The organism is Methylorubrum subtropicum, from assembly GCF_038442325.1.
GTDB classification, from domain to species: Bacteria; Pseudomonadota; Alphaproteobacteria; order Rhizobiales; family Beijerinckiaceae; genus Methylobacterium; species Methylobacterium subtropicum.
The window spans coordinates 424,657-437,857 of record NZ_JBBXMW010000002.1 but is presented as its reverse complement, the minus strand read 5'-3'; the positions used below and the strand labels follow the sequence as shown (position 1 = coordinate 437,857).

The following is a 13,201-nucleotide window of genomic DNA, read 5'->3' as shown; positions in this document are numbered from 1 at the left end:
TAGACGGTGCGCCAGGGCAGGAAACCTTCGGGCAGCGCCCGCCATCCGCCACCTGTACGCAAGTGCCAAGCAATGGCCGCCATCACCGCCCGCGCCGGCTTGGCGTCGGATCGGGTTGGCGGGTCTGTCCGCCCGAGGAAGCGGGCCACCTCCTCCAGGCCCGCCTGCATCACTACATCCTTCAAGCGTGTCTCATGACGCGTCCGATGTCGGTCCGTCCACATCTGCTCTCTCCTCCGTCCTGCCAGACGGATGTGTGTTGATGACACGAGACAGATGGGGACGGCCGGCAGAGGATCTCAAACAGGCTCTCAGGATGAGGGCAGTGGGTGGGAGGCGGCTTCGCGATGTGCTTCGAACGGCTCGATCGGTCTCAGTATATCGGCTCGTCCGAAGGCCCGTGCGCGGGCATCGGTTCCGCCTCATCCTCGGTGGTGGGAGCCGCGGCCACCCGCGGGCGGGGCGGCGGGGCGGCGGCGTAGGCGGAGGGGGCCGGCGGGCTCGGGGCTCGGGCGTAGCGAGACCCGCCACTGCGCGAAGATGTCGGCGACAGGCCGTAGGGATCGTCCTCCTCCACGTCGATCGGCGCCTGGGGGGCGGCCGGCTGGCGGGCGGGCGGACGGGGTGTCGCCATCGGCCGCGGCGTGCCGTCGGCGGCGTAGAGTTGCGACTCGAACTTCAGCAGCGGTTTGCACACCCGGCGCAGGCCCCGCGGGTCGTGGCGGGCGAGATCGACGTGGATGTGGTCGTAGTGGAAGACGTTGGAGCCCGGTGCCAGCACCGTGGTGAAGCGGGCGCAGGCTCCGACGAACACCTCGCGCAGGAAGTTCTGCTCGGCTTCCGTGCCGCGCCAGCCGCCCTTGACGGTGATGACGTGGCCGTCGGCCAGCGTGAAGGACATGATGTCGACGGCGTTGCCGAAGGAATGCTCGGAGAGCTTGGCGCCGACCTGATTGTTGCGCCCGCGGCACGAATAGGAGCCGGCGTTGATCTCGGCGACGGGCACGCCGAAATACAGGTTGGCGGCGGGCTGGATCGTGTCGGCGAGCCACGCCTCGGCTTCCGCCAAAGCCGGGCAGGCCAGCGTCATCCGCTGCTTGAGCGCGACCGTGCCGTTGCCGAGCCGGGTGACCCGGTAGGGCTGCTGCATGCCGCAGGGGCCCGGCCCGTCGATCTCGCGCGCCAGCGAGACCCACGAGGTCGGTTGGACCAGCTTCCGGGCGATGCAAGCCTGCTCCGCCTGGTCGCGCCACGCCTCACGGCGCTCGAACCGGTTGATCGCGCAACCGGTGAGGCCCGCGCCGAACAGCGCCAGGGCCGAGAACGCAAACACTTTACGCCACATAAGGGCGACGATGCGGGCGATTCCGTAAACGGGGCGCTAACGCTGCGGGCGGATGCGCCGCCACCGTGTCTTTGCGGTATCGGGCCTGTGGAGCGGTGTTGACAGGGGCGGCCCCCACGCCTCACCCCGAGCGCATGATCTCGCTCGTCGATCTCCGCGCCCGCATCGAGACCGGTGCCCTTTCGCCGGACGCCGCCATCGCCGAGGCGCGCGAAGGAATCGCCGAGCGCGACAAGAACCTCGGCGCGATCCTGCGCACGGCGCCGGAGGGGCCGGTCCCGGCGGAAGGCCCGCTCGCCGGCATTGCGGTCGGCATCAAGGACATCATCGACACCGCCGACATGGCGACCGAGCACGGCTCGAAGATCTACGAAGGCTGGCGCCCGCGGGCCGACGCGGCGGTGGTGGCGCGGTTGCGCGCGCTCGGCGCCGTGCCGCTGGCCAAGACCGCGACCACGGCGTTCGCCGGGCTCGACCCGTGCGGGACGGTGAACCCGCACGATCCCGCCCGCACGCCGGGCGGCTCGTCTTCGGGTTCGGCCGCCGCGGTTGCGGCCGGTTTGCTGCCGCTGGCGCTCGGCACCCAGACCGGCGGCTCGGTGATCCGCCCGGCCGCCTTCTGCGGCGTCGCGGCGATCAAGCCCTCGTTCCGGCTGATCCCGACGGTGGGGGTGAAGACCTTTTCCTGGGCGCTCGACACGGTGGGCCTCTTCGCCCGCGGCGTGTCCGATCTCGCCCGGGCGCTGGCGCTGATCGTCGAGCGGCCGGAGATCGAGAGTGCGGAGACCGGCGGGCCGCGCATCGCCCTCTGCCGCCAGGAGTTCGCGGGCGAGGCCGATGCGGACGCGCTCGACGCGCTGGCCCGTGCCGCGCGGGCCGCCGAGCGGGTGGGCGCCACCGTGTTCGACCTCACGCTGCCCGAGCCCTTCGCCCGCGCCTGGGCCGCGCATCCGACCGTGCAGGATTTCGAGGCGCGCCAGGCGCTTGCCTGGGAATACGCGACGCACCGCGCCGCGCTGCCGCCGGTGCTCGGGCCGCAGCTCGACCGGGCGCAGGCGCTGACGGCGGCGCAATACGACGCGGCCCGCCGCGACGCCCACCGGGCGCGGCGCCAGCTGAAGGAGATCTTCTCGGGGTTCGACGCGATCCTGACGGTGTCGGCGGTCGGCCGCGCGCCGCCCATCGCCACCACCGGAGACGCCCGCTTCAATCGCCTCTGGACCCTGATGGGCGTGCCCTGCGTCACCGTCCCGGTGCCGGGCGATCGCCTGCCCCTCGGCGTGCAGATCGTCGCCCGCTTCGGCGACGACGGGCGGGCGCTGGCCATCGCCGGGATGATCGAGGCGGCCCTGCGGGCGGAAGGCTGACCGGGATGGAGCGCGACGGCGTTCCCGCGCACGGCGTCACGCTCGCCGAGGCGGCCCGCGTCTGGGCCCGGATCGCGCTCCTCAGCTTCGGCGGCCCGGCCGGGCAGATCGCGGTGATGCATCGCATCCTCGTGGACGAGAAGCGCTGGATCGGCGAGGCGCGCTTCCTCCACGCGCTCTCGTTCTGCACCCTGCTGCCCGGCCCCGAGGCGCAGCAGCTCGCCACCTATGTCGGCTGGCTGATGCACCGCACCGCGGGCGGGCTGATCGCGGGCGGACTCTTTGTCTTGCCCGGCCTCGTCTCGATCATGGGCCTGAGCCTGATCTATGCGGCTTACGGCGGCGTCGGGATCGTCGGCGGCCTGTTCTTCGGCCTCAAATGCGCGGTGCTCGCCATCGTGCTCCAGGCGGTGGTGCGGGTCGGCGCCCGCGCCTTGCGCAACACCGCGATGCGGATGATCGCGGCAGGCGCCTTCGCGGCGATCTTCCTGTTCGACGTGCCGTTCCCGCTGATCGTGCTCGCGGCGGGTCTGATCGGCTATCTCGGCACGCGCAGCGGCGCCCAAAGCTTTCGCGCCGGCGGCCATGGCGGCGCGGCGGAGAAGGGTCTCGCCGACGCCGACAGCCTGCTCGGGCTCGGCGTGCCGGCCCATGCCCGGCCGAATCTGCGCCGCACGCTGGCGCTCGCCGGCGTCTTCCTGGCGCTCTGGCTCGGGCCGGTGCTGGCGCTGGTGGTCGGGCTCGGGCCGGACCACGTCTTCAGCGCCATCGCGGTGTTTTTTTCCAAGATGGCGGTCGTCACCTTCGGCGGCGCCTACGCGGTGCTGGCCTATGTCGCGCAGGCCGCGGTCGATACCTATGGCTGGCTGAAGCCCGGCGAGATGCTCGACGGGCTGGGCTTGGCCGAGACGACGCCGGGCCCGCTCATCATGGTCACGCAGTTCGTCGGCTTCCTCGGCGCCTTCCGGCAGGCCGGGGGGCTCGATCCGTACGTGGCCGGCGTGCTCGGCGGGCTGCTCACCACCTGGGTGACGTTCCTGCCCTGCTTCCTCTGGATCTTCGCGGGCGCGCCTTACGTCGAGGCCTTGCGGGAGAACCGGGCGCTGTCGGGGGCGCTGTCCGCCATCACCGCGGCGGTGGTGGGGGTGATCCTCAACCTCGCGGTCTGGTTCGCGCTGCACCTGCTGTTTTCGGAAACCCGCCCCCTGCATCCGGGGCTCGGGCTGCGGCTCGACATGCCGGTCTGGTCGAGCCTAAACGCGCCGGCGCTGCTGCTCTCGGGAGCGGCGATCCTCGCGGTGTTCCGCCTGCGCGCAGGCGTGATCCCGACGCTGCTCGCGGCCTCCGCCGCGGGGGTGGGGCTGCATCTGGCGGGGTTTGCGTGACACCCGATGTCCCACCCACCCCCTCATCCTGAGGTGCCGCGAAGCGGCCTCGAAGGAGGGCTCCAGAAGTCGCTGAGCGAACTGGAGCCCTCCTTCGAGGCTTCGCTACGCTCCACATCTTAGGATGAGGGGAATGGGTGGGAGAAGCGATCAATCCGCCTTGCCCGACACCCCCGCCTGCTCGAACGTCGCCATGTCGCGATGGCAGGCGAGTGCGCCCTTGAGGAGGCCCATGGCGAGCGCCGCGCCGGAGGCCTCGCCGAGCCGCATGCCTAGCGACAGCAGCGGGGTGAGCCCGAGCCGCTCCAGCACCTCCGCATGCGCGCCCTCCGCCGAGAGATGGCCGGCCACGCAATGGTCGAGGGCGCTCGCGTCGAGGGCGTGCAGCACGGCCGCCGCGGCGGTGGCGACGTAGCCGTCGAGCACCACCGGCACCCGCTGGAGGCGGGCGGCGAGGATCGCCCCGGCCATGGCGGCGATCTCGCGACCGCCGAGGCGGGCCAGCACCTGCAGCGGGTCGTCGAGATGGCCGGCATGGGTCGTCAGCGCCAGCCGCACGGCCTCCGCCTTGCGGTGAAGGCCCCCCTCGTCCACCCCCGTGCCGCGCCCGACCCAGTGGGCCGGATCGCCGCCGTAGAGCGCGGCGTAGATCGCCGCCGCGACCGTGGTGTTGCCGATGCCCATCTCGCCGATGGCGAGCCCGTCGGTGCCGGCGGCGACCGCCTCCATGCCGAAGGCCATGGTGGCCACGCACCCCTTCTCGTCGAGCGCCGGGCCCTCGCAGATGTCGCCGGTCGGCAGGTCCACGGCGAGGTCGAACACCCGGAAGCCGAGGCCGTAGGCGGCGCAGAGCTGGTTGATGGCGGCGCCCCCGGCGGCGAAGTTGTCGAGCATCTGCCGGTTGACCTCGGCCGGGAAGGCCGAGACGCCGCGGGCCGCCACCCCGTGGCTGCCGGCGAACACGCAGACCAGCGGCCGGTCGAGGCTCGGCTTGCCCTTGCCCTGCCACGCGGCGAGCCATTCCACGAGGCTCTCCAACCGCCCGAGCGCGCCCGGCGGCTTGGTCAGCGTCGCGTCGCGGGCGCGCACCATCGCGACCGCGTCGGCATCGGGGCCGGGCATGTCGGCGATCAGCCGGCGGATGTCGGCGAACGGCGCGGCGGAATCGGTCATCGCGGGGCCTCTCGGGGATCGTGGGCCGCCTTGCGGAAAAATGCGGCGGGGACGGCGGGCGGGGCGCGTAGCGGGCGGGAACGTGCCAGCGCTATAGAAGCGTGCGGGCCCGCGGTACAGGCGGCCGGGTGTCCGCCCGACGAAGGAAGCCGGAATGGTGGAGCGCATGAGCGGCGATCCCGGGCCGCCCTTTCCGGGCGCCGATCTCGTCTACGATCTCGCCGCCTGCCTGCGCTTCTTCACGCGCCTGCCGATCCCGCCGCTGCCCGACGAGCCCGAGCCCTACGGCATCCCGGATTTCCGCACCGTGCCGCGGATGCTGCCCGTCGCCGCCCTGCTGCTGGCCTTGCCCGCCGCCCTCGTGCTGGTGCTGGCCTGGGAAATCCGGCTCGGGCCGTTCGTGGCTGCGGCGCTGGCGCTCGCCGCGCTCGCCCTCGTCACCGGGGCGATGCACGAGGATGGGCTGGCCGACGTCGCCGACGGCTTCGGCGGCGGGCGAAACCCGGAGCGCATCCTGGAGATCATGCGCGACAGCCGCATCGGCGCCTTCGGCGGCACCGCCCTTTTTCTCGGGCTGGCGCTGCGGGCGGCGACGCTCGCAACGCTCCTCGACCGCTCCGGCGCGCTCGCGGCGGCGGCGCTCCTCTACGCCGCCGCCGTCTCCCGCAGCGCCGCGCTGGTGCCGATCGCGTGGCTCGCCCCCGCCCGCCCCGGCGGCTCGGGCGCCGCGGTCGGCCGCCCGAGCCGGGCGACGCTCCTGACCGTCGCCGGCCTCTGCCTCGCCCTCGCGCTGGTCGGCGCCGGCCTCGGCCTGCCCCCGCTCGGCCTCGTGTTGGGCCTCGTCCTGGCGCCCTCGGCTGCCTTCGCGCTCTCGTCGCTCGCGCGGAAGAAGATCGGCGGCCAGACCGGCGACGTGGTCGGCGCCTGCCAGCAACTCGGCGAGATCGCGGTGCTGCTCGCGCTGGTGGGGGCGACAGCGTAGCCCTTGATTCGCAGGCGAACGATACGTATCACCGCACGTATCGTTCGTATCGGAAGTCTCCCATGTCCCGATCCGGCTTCAAGGGCTCGATCACAACAACCGGCCGCTCCGAGGCGCTGCGGCTCGACAAGGCGCTGTTCAAGGCTCATCCCGAGTTCCGGCAGAAGGCGAAGCTGCGCGCCTACGTCCTCGGGCCGGGCACGATGCTGGTGACCCTCGACCGCGACGAGGCGGCCGACGACGATGCGGCCGAGCGCGACCCCGTGGTCGCCGCCTACCTCGCCTTCCTCGAGCGCGACATGGCCGCCCATCCCGAGCGGTTGCAGCCGTTCACGCGAGGCGAGGTCGCCCGGATCGAGGCGCTGACCGCGGGCGTGAGCGTGTCCGACGACGACGCGATCCCGGACGACGTCACCCTGTGACCGACGGCCCCTTCGCCAAGCGCAACGGCTGGCGGCTGTTTCGCGCAACGGCCTTCCGCGCGAGCCTCGACCCGCTCACGGCGGAGGTCGAACGGCTCGCCGCCGCCGACCCGGAGGGCTACCGCGCCCATCCCAAGGCGAAGCTGCTCGCCCGCATCCGCGACCTGATCTTCGAGGAAATCCCGCGCGATCCGAACGCGCCGACCTACGCGCTCGGCAACACCCTCGGGCCGGCGCACCGGCACTGGCGGCGGGCCAAGTTCCTGCAGCGCTTCCGCCTGTTCTTCCGCTTCGACAGCGCGAGCCGCATCATCGTCTATGCCTGGGTCAACGACGAGAACACCCTGCGCAAGGCGGGCGGGCGCAGCGACCCCTACGCCGTGTTCGCCCGGCGGCTCGATGCGGGCGACCCGCCCGATCACTGGGACGATCTCCTGGTGGATGCGGGCGGGCCTTGATTCGGAGCGCCTTCGCGGCCCATCTGCCAGGGCCATGACCGCCCAGCCCTCCGCGAAACCGTCCTCCCCCTGCACCAAGGTCTGCGTGCTCGATGCCCGCACCGGTCTGTGCGAGGGCTGCGGGCGCACGCGCGACGAGATCGGGCGGTGGGGCTCGCTGTCGGAGCCGCGGCGGCAGGCGATCATGGCGACGCTTCACGAGCGGCTCGCCAAGGCCTATCCGGGCCGCGGGGCGCTCACGAAATGATGTGGGTCGGGCTCGCGATCCTCGGGGTCGGCCTCGCCGTCCTGATCGCCAACCATGACGGCGGACCGGTGATGGGGCTCGATCCCGACCAGTTCGCCGGCCTCGTCTCGCTCTCGGGCCTGCTGCTCCTGCTCACCGCCGGGCGCTGGCGCCACGCGCTGGCGATGCCGGGCGACACCGTGCGGGCGGCGCTGATCTGGCTCGGGCTCGGGGCGCTCGCGGTCGCGGGCTACACCTATCGCGACGACGCGCAGCGGATCGGCGCGAACCTGATCGGCGCGCTACGCCCCGGCACCGCCGTGGTCGGGCCCGGCGGCGAGGTGACGATCACCCGCCGCGCCGACGGCGACTTTTCGGTGATCGCCGAGGTGAACGGCCGCGCCGACCAGCGCTTCGCCTTCGACACCGGCGCCAGCAGCGTGGTGCTCACCGCCGAGAACGCCGCCGCGCTCGGCATCCGCCCGGCGGAGAGCGATTTTTCGCTGCGCGTCTCCACCGCCAACGGCATCGCGCTGACCGCGCCGATCCGGCTCGATTCGATCCGGATCGGGCCGATCACCGAGCGCAACGTCGATGCCGTGGTGAGCCGGCCCGGCGCGCTCTCCGGCAACCTGCTCGGCCAGAGTTTCCTGACGCGGCTGCCCTCCTACGAGGTGCGCGGCGACCGGCTGATCCTCAGGAGCCGGTAGAACCAGTGCCGGAGCGGGCGGCGTTCGCCATGGTGACCAGCACCTTGCGCAAAGCCCCCATGTCGCGCACTGGCTCGGGGTAGGGCACGCGGGCGGTGCGGTCGCCCGCGAGCAGGTCCATCCCCTCCGGATCGAGCCCGGTGAGGCGCCAGCCGCTGCCGGCCTCGCCCACGCCGGCGGCGTAGAGGGCGAGCGCATCCGTATGGTCCTCGTTCATGTGCTCGACGGCGCCGCGCTCGCCCGAGACCAGCGTCTCGGCCCCGGTCAGGTCGAGGAGGAGTTCGTCCCGCGTCAGGGTCGCGGCCTTGGCGAAACCGCCGTTGAGATGGCCGGCGGACGGGTCGAGGGCGAAGAAGCCGAAATCGGGGAAGTCGGCGTAGAGCTTGGCCTTCGGATGGCGCGCGAGGAATCGCTCGCGGATGCGCGGTTCGTCGGTGCGGATGGCCCGCCCCGTCACGGTCAGGCGCGGATGGGCGAGCGGGTCGCCCTTGCCGCCCACCGAAAACAGCAGCGAGCAGCGCGGGTCCTTGTCGAGGTTGCGCGTATGGCCCGAGAGCCGGGACATCAGCATCAGCGGCGTGCCGTCGTGGTCGGTCGCGATGGTGACGAGCGAGGCGAAGGGCGTGCCGTCGCCCGCGTCGATCGTGGCCAAGGCGCCTGCCCGCACGCCGCGCAGGAGTTGGCGGGCGAGCCCGATCGCGTCGAACGGCGCCTGCGCCGCGGGCAGCGGCTCGGCCGGGCCGCGGCGCTCGGGGCCTGCGGGTGTCGCATCGCTCATGAAAAACTCCCTGCCGGAGGCCGGGTCTTGTCGCGCCCGGATATCCCCGGAGCATACCGCGCGGCAGGAGAGCGGACAGCACGCGCCGGGTGCGGCATCCTGCCGGGCGAAAAAGCCGGACGGACCCGTCTGTTACGGCCAAGCTTAGACACCCGCTCGCTTTTTTCGAACGATGGTCGTAAAGGACGAGACCCGCCGCGGGGGAGGAGACCCGCTCCCGAGGCGGGGTGCGTGACGCATCGCCGGGCCCTTTCGGGGCGCGCGGCGCCGCGCCGTCCAGTCAGGGATTCCGCATGCCGACCATCGCCCTCGTCGACGACGACCGCAACATCCTGACCTCCGTCTCGATCGCGCTGGAGACCGAGGGTTACCGCATCCAGACCTACACCGACGGCGCCTCGGCCCTCGACGGCCTGCGCCATTCCCCGCCCGATCTCGCGATCTTCGACATCAAGATGCCGCGCATGGACGGGATGGAGCTTCTCCGACGCCTGCGGCAGAAATCGGACCTTCCGGTGATCTTCCTCACCTCGAAGGACGAGGAGATCGACGAATTGTTCGGCCTCAAGATGGGCGCGGACGACTTCATCCATAAGCCGTTCTCGCAGCGCCTGCTGGTCGAGCGAGTGAAGGCGGTGCTGCGCCGCTTCGCCCCGAAGGACGGCACCCCCGGCGCCCCGGCCCGCGACGCCGACGCGGCGGCCGCCCGCTCGCTGGAGCGCGGCCAACTGATGATGGACCCCGAGCGCCACACCTGCACGTGGAAGGGCGAGCCGGTGACGCTGACCGTCACCGAGTTCCTGATCCTCCAGGCGCTGGCGCAGCGCCCCGGCGTCGTGAAGAGCCGCAACGCCCTGATGGACGCGGCCTACGACGATCAGGTCTACGTCGATGACCGCACCATCGACAGCCACATCAAGCGCCTGCGCAAGAAGTTCAAGGTGACCGACCAGAGCTTCGACATGATCGAGACGCTCTACGGCGTCGGCTACCGCTTCAAGGAAGGCTAGAATCCGCAGCCAGAAGGCCACACCGCGGATGCTCGCTCCCCTGTTCCGATCCCCCGACCCGAAGCACGGCGCCGGCCGCCGCGGTCTCGCGCGCCTCGTCGAATCCTTCGCCCGCCCGCCGCTGACCTGGCCGCGCGACCTGTGGAACGCGGTGGGCCAGCGCGCCTCCTCCAGCTTGACGCGCCGCATCGTGGTGCTCAACCTCGTCGGGCTGATCGTCCTGCTGTTCGGCTTCCTCTACCTGAACCAGTTCCGGCAGGGGCTGATCCAGGCCCGTGTCCAGAGCCTGCTGATCCAGGGCGACATCATCGCCGGCGCCATCGCGGCCCAGGCCTCGGTCGACACCGACACGATCCGGGTCGATCCCGACAAGCTCCTGCAGCAGCAGGCTGGCGAGGGCCGCGACTTCGACGACGACCCGTCCTCGCTCGCCTTCTCGCTCAACCCGGAGAAGGTGGCCCCGCTGCTCCGCCGCCTCGTGACGCCGACCGGCAACCGAGCCCGCGTCTACGACCGTGAGGGCAGCCTGCTGTTCGACACCCGCTCGCTGTTCGCCCGCGGCGAGGCCGGGCGGGCCGACAGCGTGGTGCGACCGCCCAAGCCCAACGTGCTGGAACGGGTGTGGGATTTCGTCGGCACCCGCATCATCGGCCTCGTCGTCAGCGAGCGCGCGGGGCAAGGGGGGGGCGGCGGCGATGCCGGCCAGGAGGCCGGCCCGCAGGACGGGCGCGGCTTCCGCGAGGTCCAGGCGGCGCTGACAGGCGCGCGCGGCACCATCGCCCGGCGCAACGAGCGCGGCGAGACCATCGTCTCGGTCGCGGTGCCGATTCAGCGCTCGGGCTCGGTGCGCGGCGTCCTGATGGTCTCGACGCAAGGCGGCGACATCGACCGGGTCATCGCCTCCGAGCGGTTCGGCCTGCTGCAGGTCTTCCTCGTCGCCGCCGCCGTGATGCTGGTGCTGTCGATCCTGCTCGCGGGCGCCATCGCCGGGCCGGTGCGACGCTTGGCCGACGCCGCCGAGCGGGTGCGCAGGGGCATCAAGTCGAGGCAGGAGATTCCCGACTTCACCAACCGCACCGATGAGATCGGCCATCTCTCCGGCGCGCTGCGCGACATGACCCAGGCGCTCTACCGTAGGCTCGACGCCATCGAGAGTTTCGCGGCCGACGTCAGCCACGAGTTGAAGAACCCGTTGACCTCGCTCCGCAGCGCGGTCGAGACCCTGCCGCTCGCCAAGACCGACGAGTCGCGCGGGCGCCTGCTCCAGATCATCCAGCACGACGTGAAGCGCCTCGACCGGCTGATCTCCGACATCGCCGACGCCTCGCGGCTTGACGCCGAACTCGCCCGCGCCGAGGCGCGCCGGGTCGATCTCGGCAAGCTCCTGACCACCGTCACCTCGGTGGCCAACGAGCGGCGCCGGGCCAAGGCGGCGCTGATCCGGTTCGACATCGAGCGGCCGCCGGGCGACGTGGAGGAGCCGTTCCGCATCATCGGCCACGACAGCCGGCTCGGTCAGGTCGTCAACAACCTGCTCGACAACGCCCGCTCGTTCTCGCCGCCGGGCGCCCAGGTGCGAGTGGCCCTGCGGCGCCTCAAGAACGAGGTCGAGTTCATCGTCGAGGACGAGGGGCCGGGCATTCCCGAGCACGCCCTGGAGCGCATCTTTGAGCGCTTCTACACCGACCGGCCCGAGCAGGGTTTCGGGCAGAATTCCGGGCTCGGCCTGTCGATCTCGCGCCAGATCATCCAGGCGCATCACGGCACGATCCGGGCCGAGAACCGCCCCGGCCCGGCGGATGAGGAGGGGCATCCGACGGTGCGCGGCGCCCGCTTCATCGTGCGCCTGCCGGTGGCGCCGCGCGCCGACCGCTTCGGCGACGACCTCGCGGCGTGAGCGATCCGACCGCCTCGCTCACCGTCCATGCGAGTTGCGTCCTCCTCGGCGAGGCGGGTGTCCTGGTGCGGGGGCCGGCGGGCTCGGGAAAATCCTCGCTCTGCCTCGCGCTGCTCGACCGCGCCGATCTGGAGGGTCGCCACGCCGCCCTCGTCGGCGACGACCGCATCCGGCTGGAAGCGTATCACGGCCGCCTCGTCGCCCGGCCGCATCCGGCGCTGGCCGGGCTGATCGAGATCCGCGGCCACGGCATCCGCCGGCTCGCCGCGCCTGCGGAAGCGGCGGTTCTGCGCCTCGTGGTCGACCTCGTCGAGACGGCCGAGCGGATGCCGGCGGAGCCGGTTGCGACCGAGCGTCTCCTCGGGGTCAGCCTGCCGCGCCTCTCCCTTGCAGGGGGTCAGCCGAGGGAATACCTGATTCGCGAGGCGCTCGACGCCAGCGTGGCCGTTCGGACGCACCCCGCCGCTCTCGTGCCCGCAGGGGCTCGCGACCTGTAGCGCGGGTGTTGCCGCCATGGCATGGTGGTGCATCGCATCGAGCAAATCGCCGCGATCGGGTTGCGCTTCACCTTGCGCTGCACAAGATGGCGTCTCCGCTCACAGGGCGTCGGAACACGCTTCGATGATTGGAATGGTGCTCGTCACCCACGGCCTGTTGGCGACCGAGTTCAAGGCCGCCCTGGAGCATGTCGTCGGCCCTCAGAAGCAGATCGAGACGATCACGATCGGCCCCGAGGACGATATGGAACTGCGACGCGGCGACATCATGACCGCGGTCGGCCGCGTCAACACGGGCGCGGGCGTCGTCGTGCTGACCGACATGTTCGGCGGCACGCCCTCGAACCTCGCCCTGTCGTGTATGAACGGCGGCCAGGTCGAGGTGGTCGCCGGGATCAATCTGCCGATGCTGATCAAGCTCGCCAGCGTGCGCGACGCCGAGAGCCTGGGCGACGCGGTGCTCCACGCCCAGGAGGCGGGGCGCAAGTACATCAACGTCGCCTCGCGGGTTCTTGCGGGCAAGTAGCCCGGTCGCCCGCCGCTTGCGCCTTCCCTTCGCCCGAGAGCCGGCTTAACCACGCTTTCCCCATCCGGGAGGAGCGCGAGGCCCGATGAGCGAGAGCGTGGACGACGAAATCGAGCCGCAGCCCGAGATTCCCGAGGGCGGGTTCTGCCGCATCCTCCCGATCATCAACCGCCGCGGCCTGCACGCCCGCGCCTCGGCCAAGTTCGTGCAGACGGTGGAGCGCTTCGGCGCCGCCGTCACGGTCACCCGCGCGGGCGAGACCGTCGGGGGCCGCTCGATCATGGGCCTGCTGACGCTGGGCGCGGCCAAGGGCACCACCATCGCGGTGGTCGCGCTCGGCGACGACGCCGAGGCCGCCCTCGACGCGATCGAGGCGCTGCTCGCCGACAAGTTCGGCGAAGACGAATAATCCAGGGTTTCGAAAG

The 13,201-nt window shown here is 71.9% G+C and carries 16 protein-coding genes; 12 read left to right on the top strand and 4 right to left on the bottom strand.

The genetic code is table 11. The annotated features are described in order from the left end of the window. A partial coding sequence (locus tag AAHG03_RS04985; RefSeq protein WP_342149187.1) for a transposase occupies window positions 1-185 on the bottom strand: 185 nt, incomplete at its 3' end. A gap of 188 nt (window positions 186-373) precedes the next feature. Further along, the gene (locus tag AAHG03_RS04980; RefSeq protein ID WP_342149186.1) at window positions 374-1,345 is read right to left on the bottom strand and encodes an extensin-like domain-containing protein; all 972 of its coding nucleotides are present in this window, start codon (window positions 1,343-1,345) and stop codon (window positions 374-376) included. Window positions 1,346-1,479: 134 nt separating this feature from the next. Here AAHG03_RS04980 and AAHG03_RS04975 point away from each other — a divergent pair, with 134 nt between their 5' ends. Both AAHG03_RS04975 and chrA read left to right on the top strand, forming a co-directional pair. Further along, window positions 1,480-2,712, top strand: a complete 1,233-nt coding sequence (locus tag AAHG03_RS04975) for an amidase (RefSeq protein WP_342149184.1) — start codon at window positions 1,480-1,482, stop codon at window positions 2,710-2,712. Between the two features lie 5 nt (window positions 2,713-2,717). Further along, a complete protein-coding gene (gene chrA, locus AAHG03_RS04970; protein ID WP_342149182.1) occupies window positions 2,718-4,097 on the top strand; it encodes a chromate efflux transporter in 1,380 nt (459 codons plus the stop codon). 150 nt (window positions 4,098-4,247) lie between these two features. Here the strand turns inward: chrA and cobT are convergent, their stop codons facing one another. Beyond that, window positions 4,248-5,270 (bottom strand): nicotinate-nucleotide--dimethylbenzimidazole phosphoribosyltransferase, encoded by a 1,023-nt coding sequence (cobT, locus tag AAHG03_RS04965; protein WP_342149181.1) that lies wholly within the window; start codon window positions 5,268-5,270, stop codon window positions 4,248-4,250. Between the two features lie 154 nt (window positions 5,271-5,424). Here cobT and cobS point away from each other — a divergent pair, with 154 nt between their 5' ends. The 5 genes from cobS to AAHG03_RS04940 all read left to right on the top strand — a co-directional run bounded on the left by cobS (window position 5,425) and on the right by AAHG03_RS04940 (window position 8,068). Continuing rightward, window positions 5,425-6,252, top strand: a complete 828-nt coding sequence (cobS, locus tag AAHG03_RS04960; protein WP_342149180.1) for an adenosylcobinamide-GDP ribazoletransferase — start codon at window positions 5,425-5,427, stop codon at window positions 6,250-6,252. A gap of 62 nt (window positions 6,253-6,314) precedes the next feature. Beyond that, entirely contained in the window at window positions 6,315-6,674 is a 360-nt protein-coding gene (locus AAHG03_RS04955) for a type II toxin-antitoxin system PrlF family antitoxin (RefSeq protein WP_342149178.1), read from the top strand. Continuing rightward, the gene (locus AAHG03_RS04950; RefSeq protein WP_342149176.1) at window positions 6,671-7,132 is read left to right on the top strand and encodes a type II toxin-antitoxin system YhaV family toxin; all 462 of its coding nucleotides are present in this window, start codon (window positions 6,671-6,673) and stop codon (window positions 7,130-7,132) included. Before AAHG03_RS04955 ends, AAHG03_RS04950 begins: the two co-directional genes overlap by 4 nt. Before the next feature lie 34 nt (window positions 7,133-7,166). Next, on the top strand, window positions 7,167-7,379 hold the full coding sequence (locus AAHG03_RS04945) for a DUF1289 domain-containing protein (RefSeq protein WP_342149175.1): 213 nt from the start codon (window positions 7,167-7,169) through the stop codon (window positions 7,377-7,379). Then, complete coding sequence (locus tag AAHG03_RS04940; RefSeq protein ID WP_342149173.1) at window positions 7,376-8,068, top strand: retropepsin-like aspartic protease family protein; 693 nt, start codon at window positions 7,376-7,378, stop codon at window positions 8,066-8,068. The genes AAHG03_RS04945 and AAHG03_RS04940 overlap by 4 nt, the downstream gene beginning before the upstream one ends. Here the strand turns inward: AAHG03_RS04940 and AAHG03_RS04935 are convergent. After that, complete coding sequence (locus tag AAHG03_RS04935) at window positions 8,055-8,846, bottom strand: HugZ family pyridoxamine 5'-phosphate oxidase (protein ID WP_342149172.1); 792 nt, start codon at window positions 8,844-8,846, stop codon at window positions 8,055-8,057. The genes AAHG03_RS04940 and AAHG03_RS04935 overlap by 14 nt on opposite strands. A gap of 293 nt (window positions 8,847-9,139) precedes the next feature. Between AAHG03_RS04935 and AAHG03_RS04930 the strand changes: the two genes are divergently transcribed. The 5 genes from AAHG03_RS04930 to AAHG03_RS04910 all read left to right on the top strand — a co-directional run bounded on the left by AAHG03_RS04930 (window position 9,140) and on the right by AAHG03_RS04910 (window position 13,185). Then, window positions 9,140-9,856 (top strand): response regulator transcription factor, encoded by a 717-nt coding sequence (locus AAHG03_RS04930; RefSeq protein WP_056248322.1) that lies wholly within the window; start codon window positions 9,140-9,142, stop codon window positions 9,854-9,856. A 28-nt stretch (window positions 9,857-9,884) separates the two neighbouring features. Next, on the top strand, window positions 9,885-11,753 hold the full coding sequence (locus AAHG03_RS04925) for a sensor histidine kinase (RefSeq protein WP_342149170.1): 1,869 nt from the start codon (window positions 9,885-9,887) through the stop codon (window positions 11,751-11,753). Next, complete coding sequence (locus tag AAHG03_RS04920; RefSeq protein WP_342149169.1) at window positions 11,750-12,250, top strand: HPr kinase/phosphorylase; 501 nt, start codon at window positions 11,750-11,752, stop codon at window positions 12,248-12,250. Before AAHG03_RS04925 ends, AAHG03_RS04920 begins: the two co-directional genes overlap by 4 nt. A gap of 124 nt (window positions 12,251-12,374) precedes the next feature. Further along, a complete protein-coding gene (locus AAHG03_RS04915; RefSeq protein ID WP_091941927.1) occupies window positions 12,375-12,776 on the top strand; it encodes a PTS sugar transporter subunit IIA in 402 nt (133 codons plus the stop codon). Between the two features lie 85 nt (window positions 12,777-12,861). Beyond that, window positions 12,862-13,185, top strand: coding sequence for an HPr family phosphocarrier protein (locus AAHG03_RS04910; protein WP_091941925.1), 324 nt, complete (start codon window positions 12,862-12,864; stop codon window positions 13,183-13,185). Window positions 13,186-13,201 lie beyond the last annotated feature (16 nt).

Bases quoted from the DNA above. Each gene is read 5' to 3' on its own strand.
- AAHG03_RS04980 (WP_342149186.1), bottom strand. From the start codon at position 1,345: ATGTGGCGTAAAGTGTTTGCGTTCTCGGCCCTGGCGCTGTTCGGCGCG.
- AAHG03_RS04975 (WP_342149184.1), top strand. From the start codon at position 1,480: ATGATCTCGCTCGTCGATCTCCGCGCCCGCATCGAGACCGGTGCCCTT.
- chrA (WP_342149182.1), top strand. From the start codon at position 2,718: ATGGAGCGCGACGGCGTTCCCGCGCACGGCGTCACGCTCGCCGAGGCG.
- cobT (WP_342149181.1), bottom strand. From the start codon at position 5,270: ATGACCGATTCCGCCGCGCCGTTCGCCGACATCCGCCGGCTGATCGCC.
- cobS (WP_342149180.1), top strand. From the start codon at position 5,425: ATGGTGGAGCGCATGAGCGGCGATCCCGGGCCGCCCTTTCCGGGCGCC.
- AAHG03_RS04955 (WP_342149178.1), top strand. From the start codon at position 6,315: ATGTCCCGATCCGGCTTCAAGGGCTCGATCACAACAACCGGCCGCTCC.
- AAHG03_RS04945 (WP_342149175.1), top strand. From the start codon at position 7,167: ATGACCGCCCAGCCCTCCGCGAAACCGTCCTCCCCCTGCACCAAGGTC.
- AAHG03_RS04940 (WP_342149173.1), top strand. From the start codon at position 7,376: ATGATGTGGGTCGGGCTCGCGATCCTCGGGGTCGGCCTCGCCGTCCTG.
- AAHG03_RS04935 (WP_342149172.1), bottom strand. From the start codon at position 8,846: ATGAGCGATGCGACACCCGCAGGCCCCGAGCGCCGCGGCCCGGCCGAG.
- AAHG03_RS04930 (WP_056248322.1), top strand. From the start codon at position 9,140: ATGCCGACCATCGCCCTCGTCGACGACGACCGCAACATCCTGACCTCC.
- AAHG03_RS04925 (WP_342149170.1), top strand. From the start codon at position 9,885: ATGCTCGCTCCCCTGTTCCGATCCCCCGACCCGAAGCACGGCGCCGGC.
- AAHG03_RS04915 (WP_091941927.1), top strand. From the start codon at position 12,375: ATGATTGGAATGGTGCTCGTCACCCACGGCCTGTTGGCGACCGAGTTC.
- AAHG03_RS04910 (WP_091941925.1), top strand. From the start codon at position 12,862: ATGAGCGAGAGCGTGGACGACGAAATCGAGCCGCAGCCCGAGATTCCC.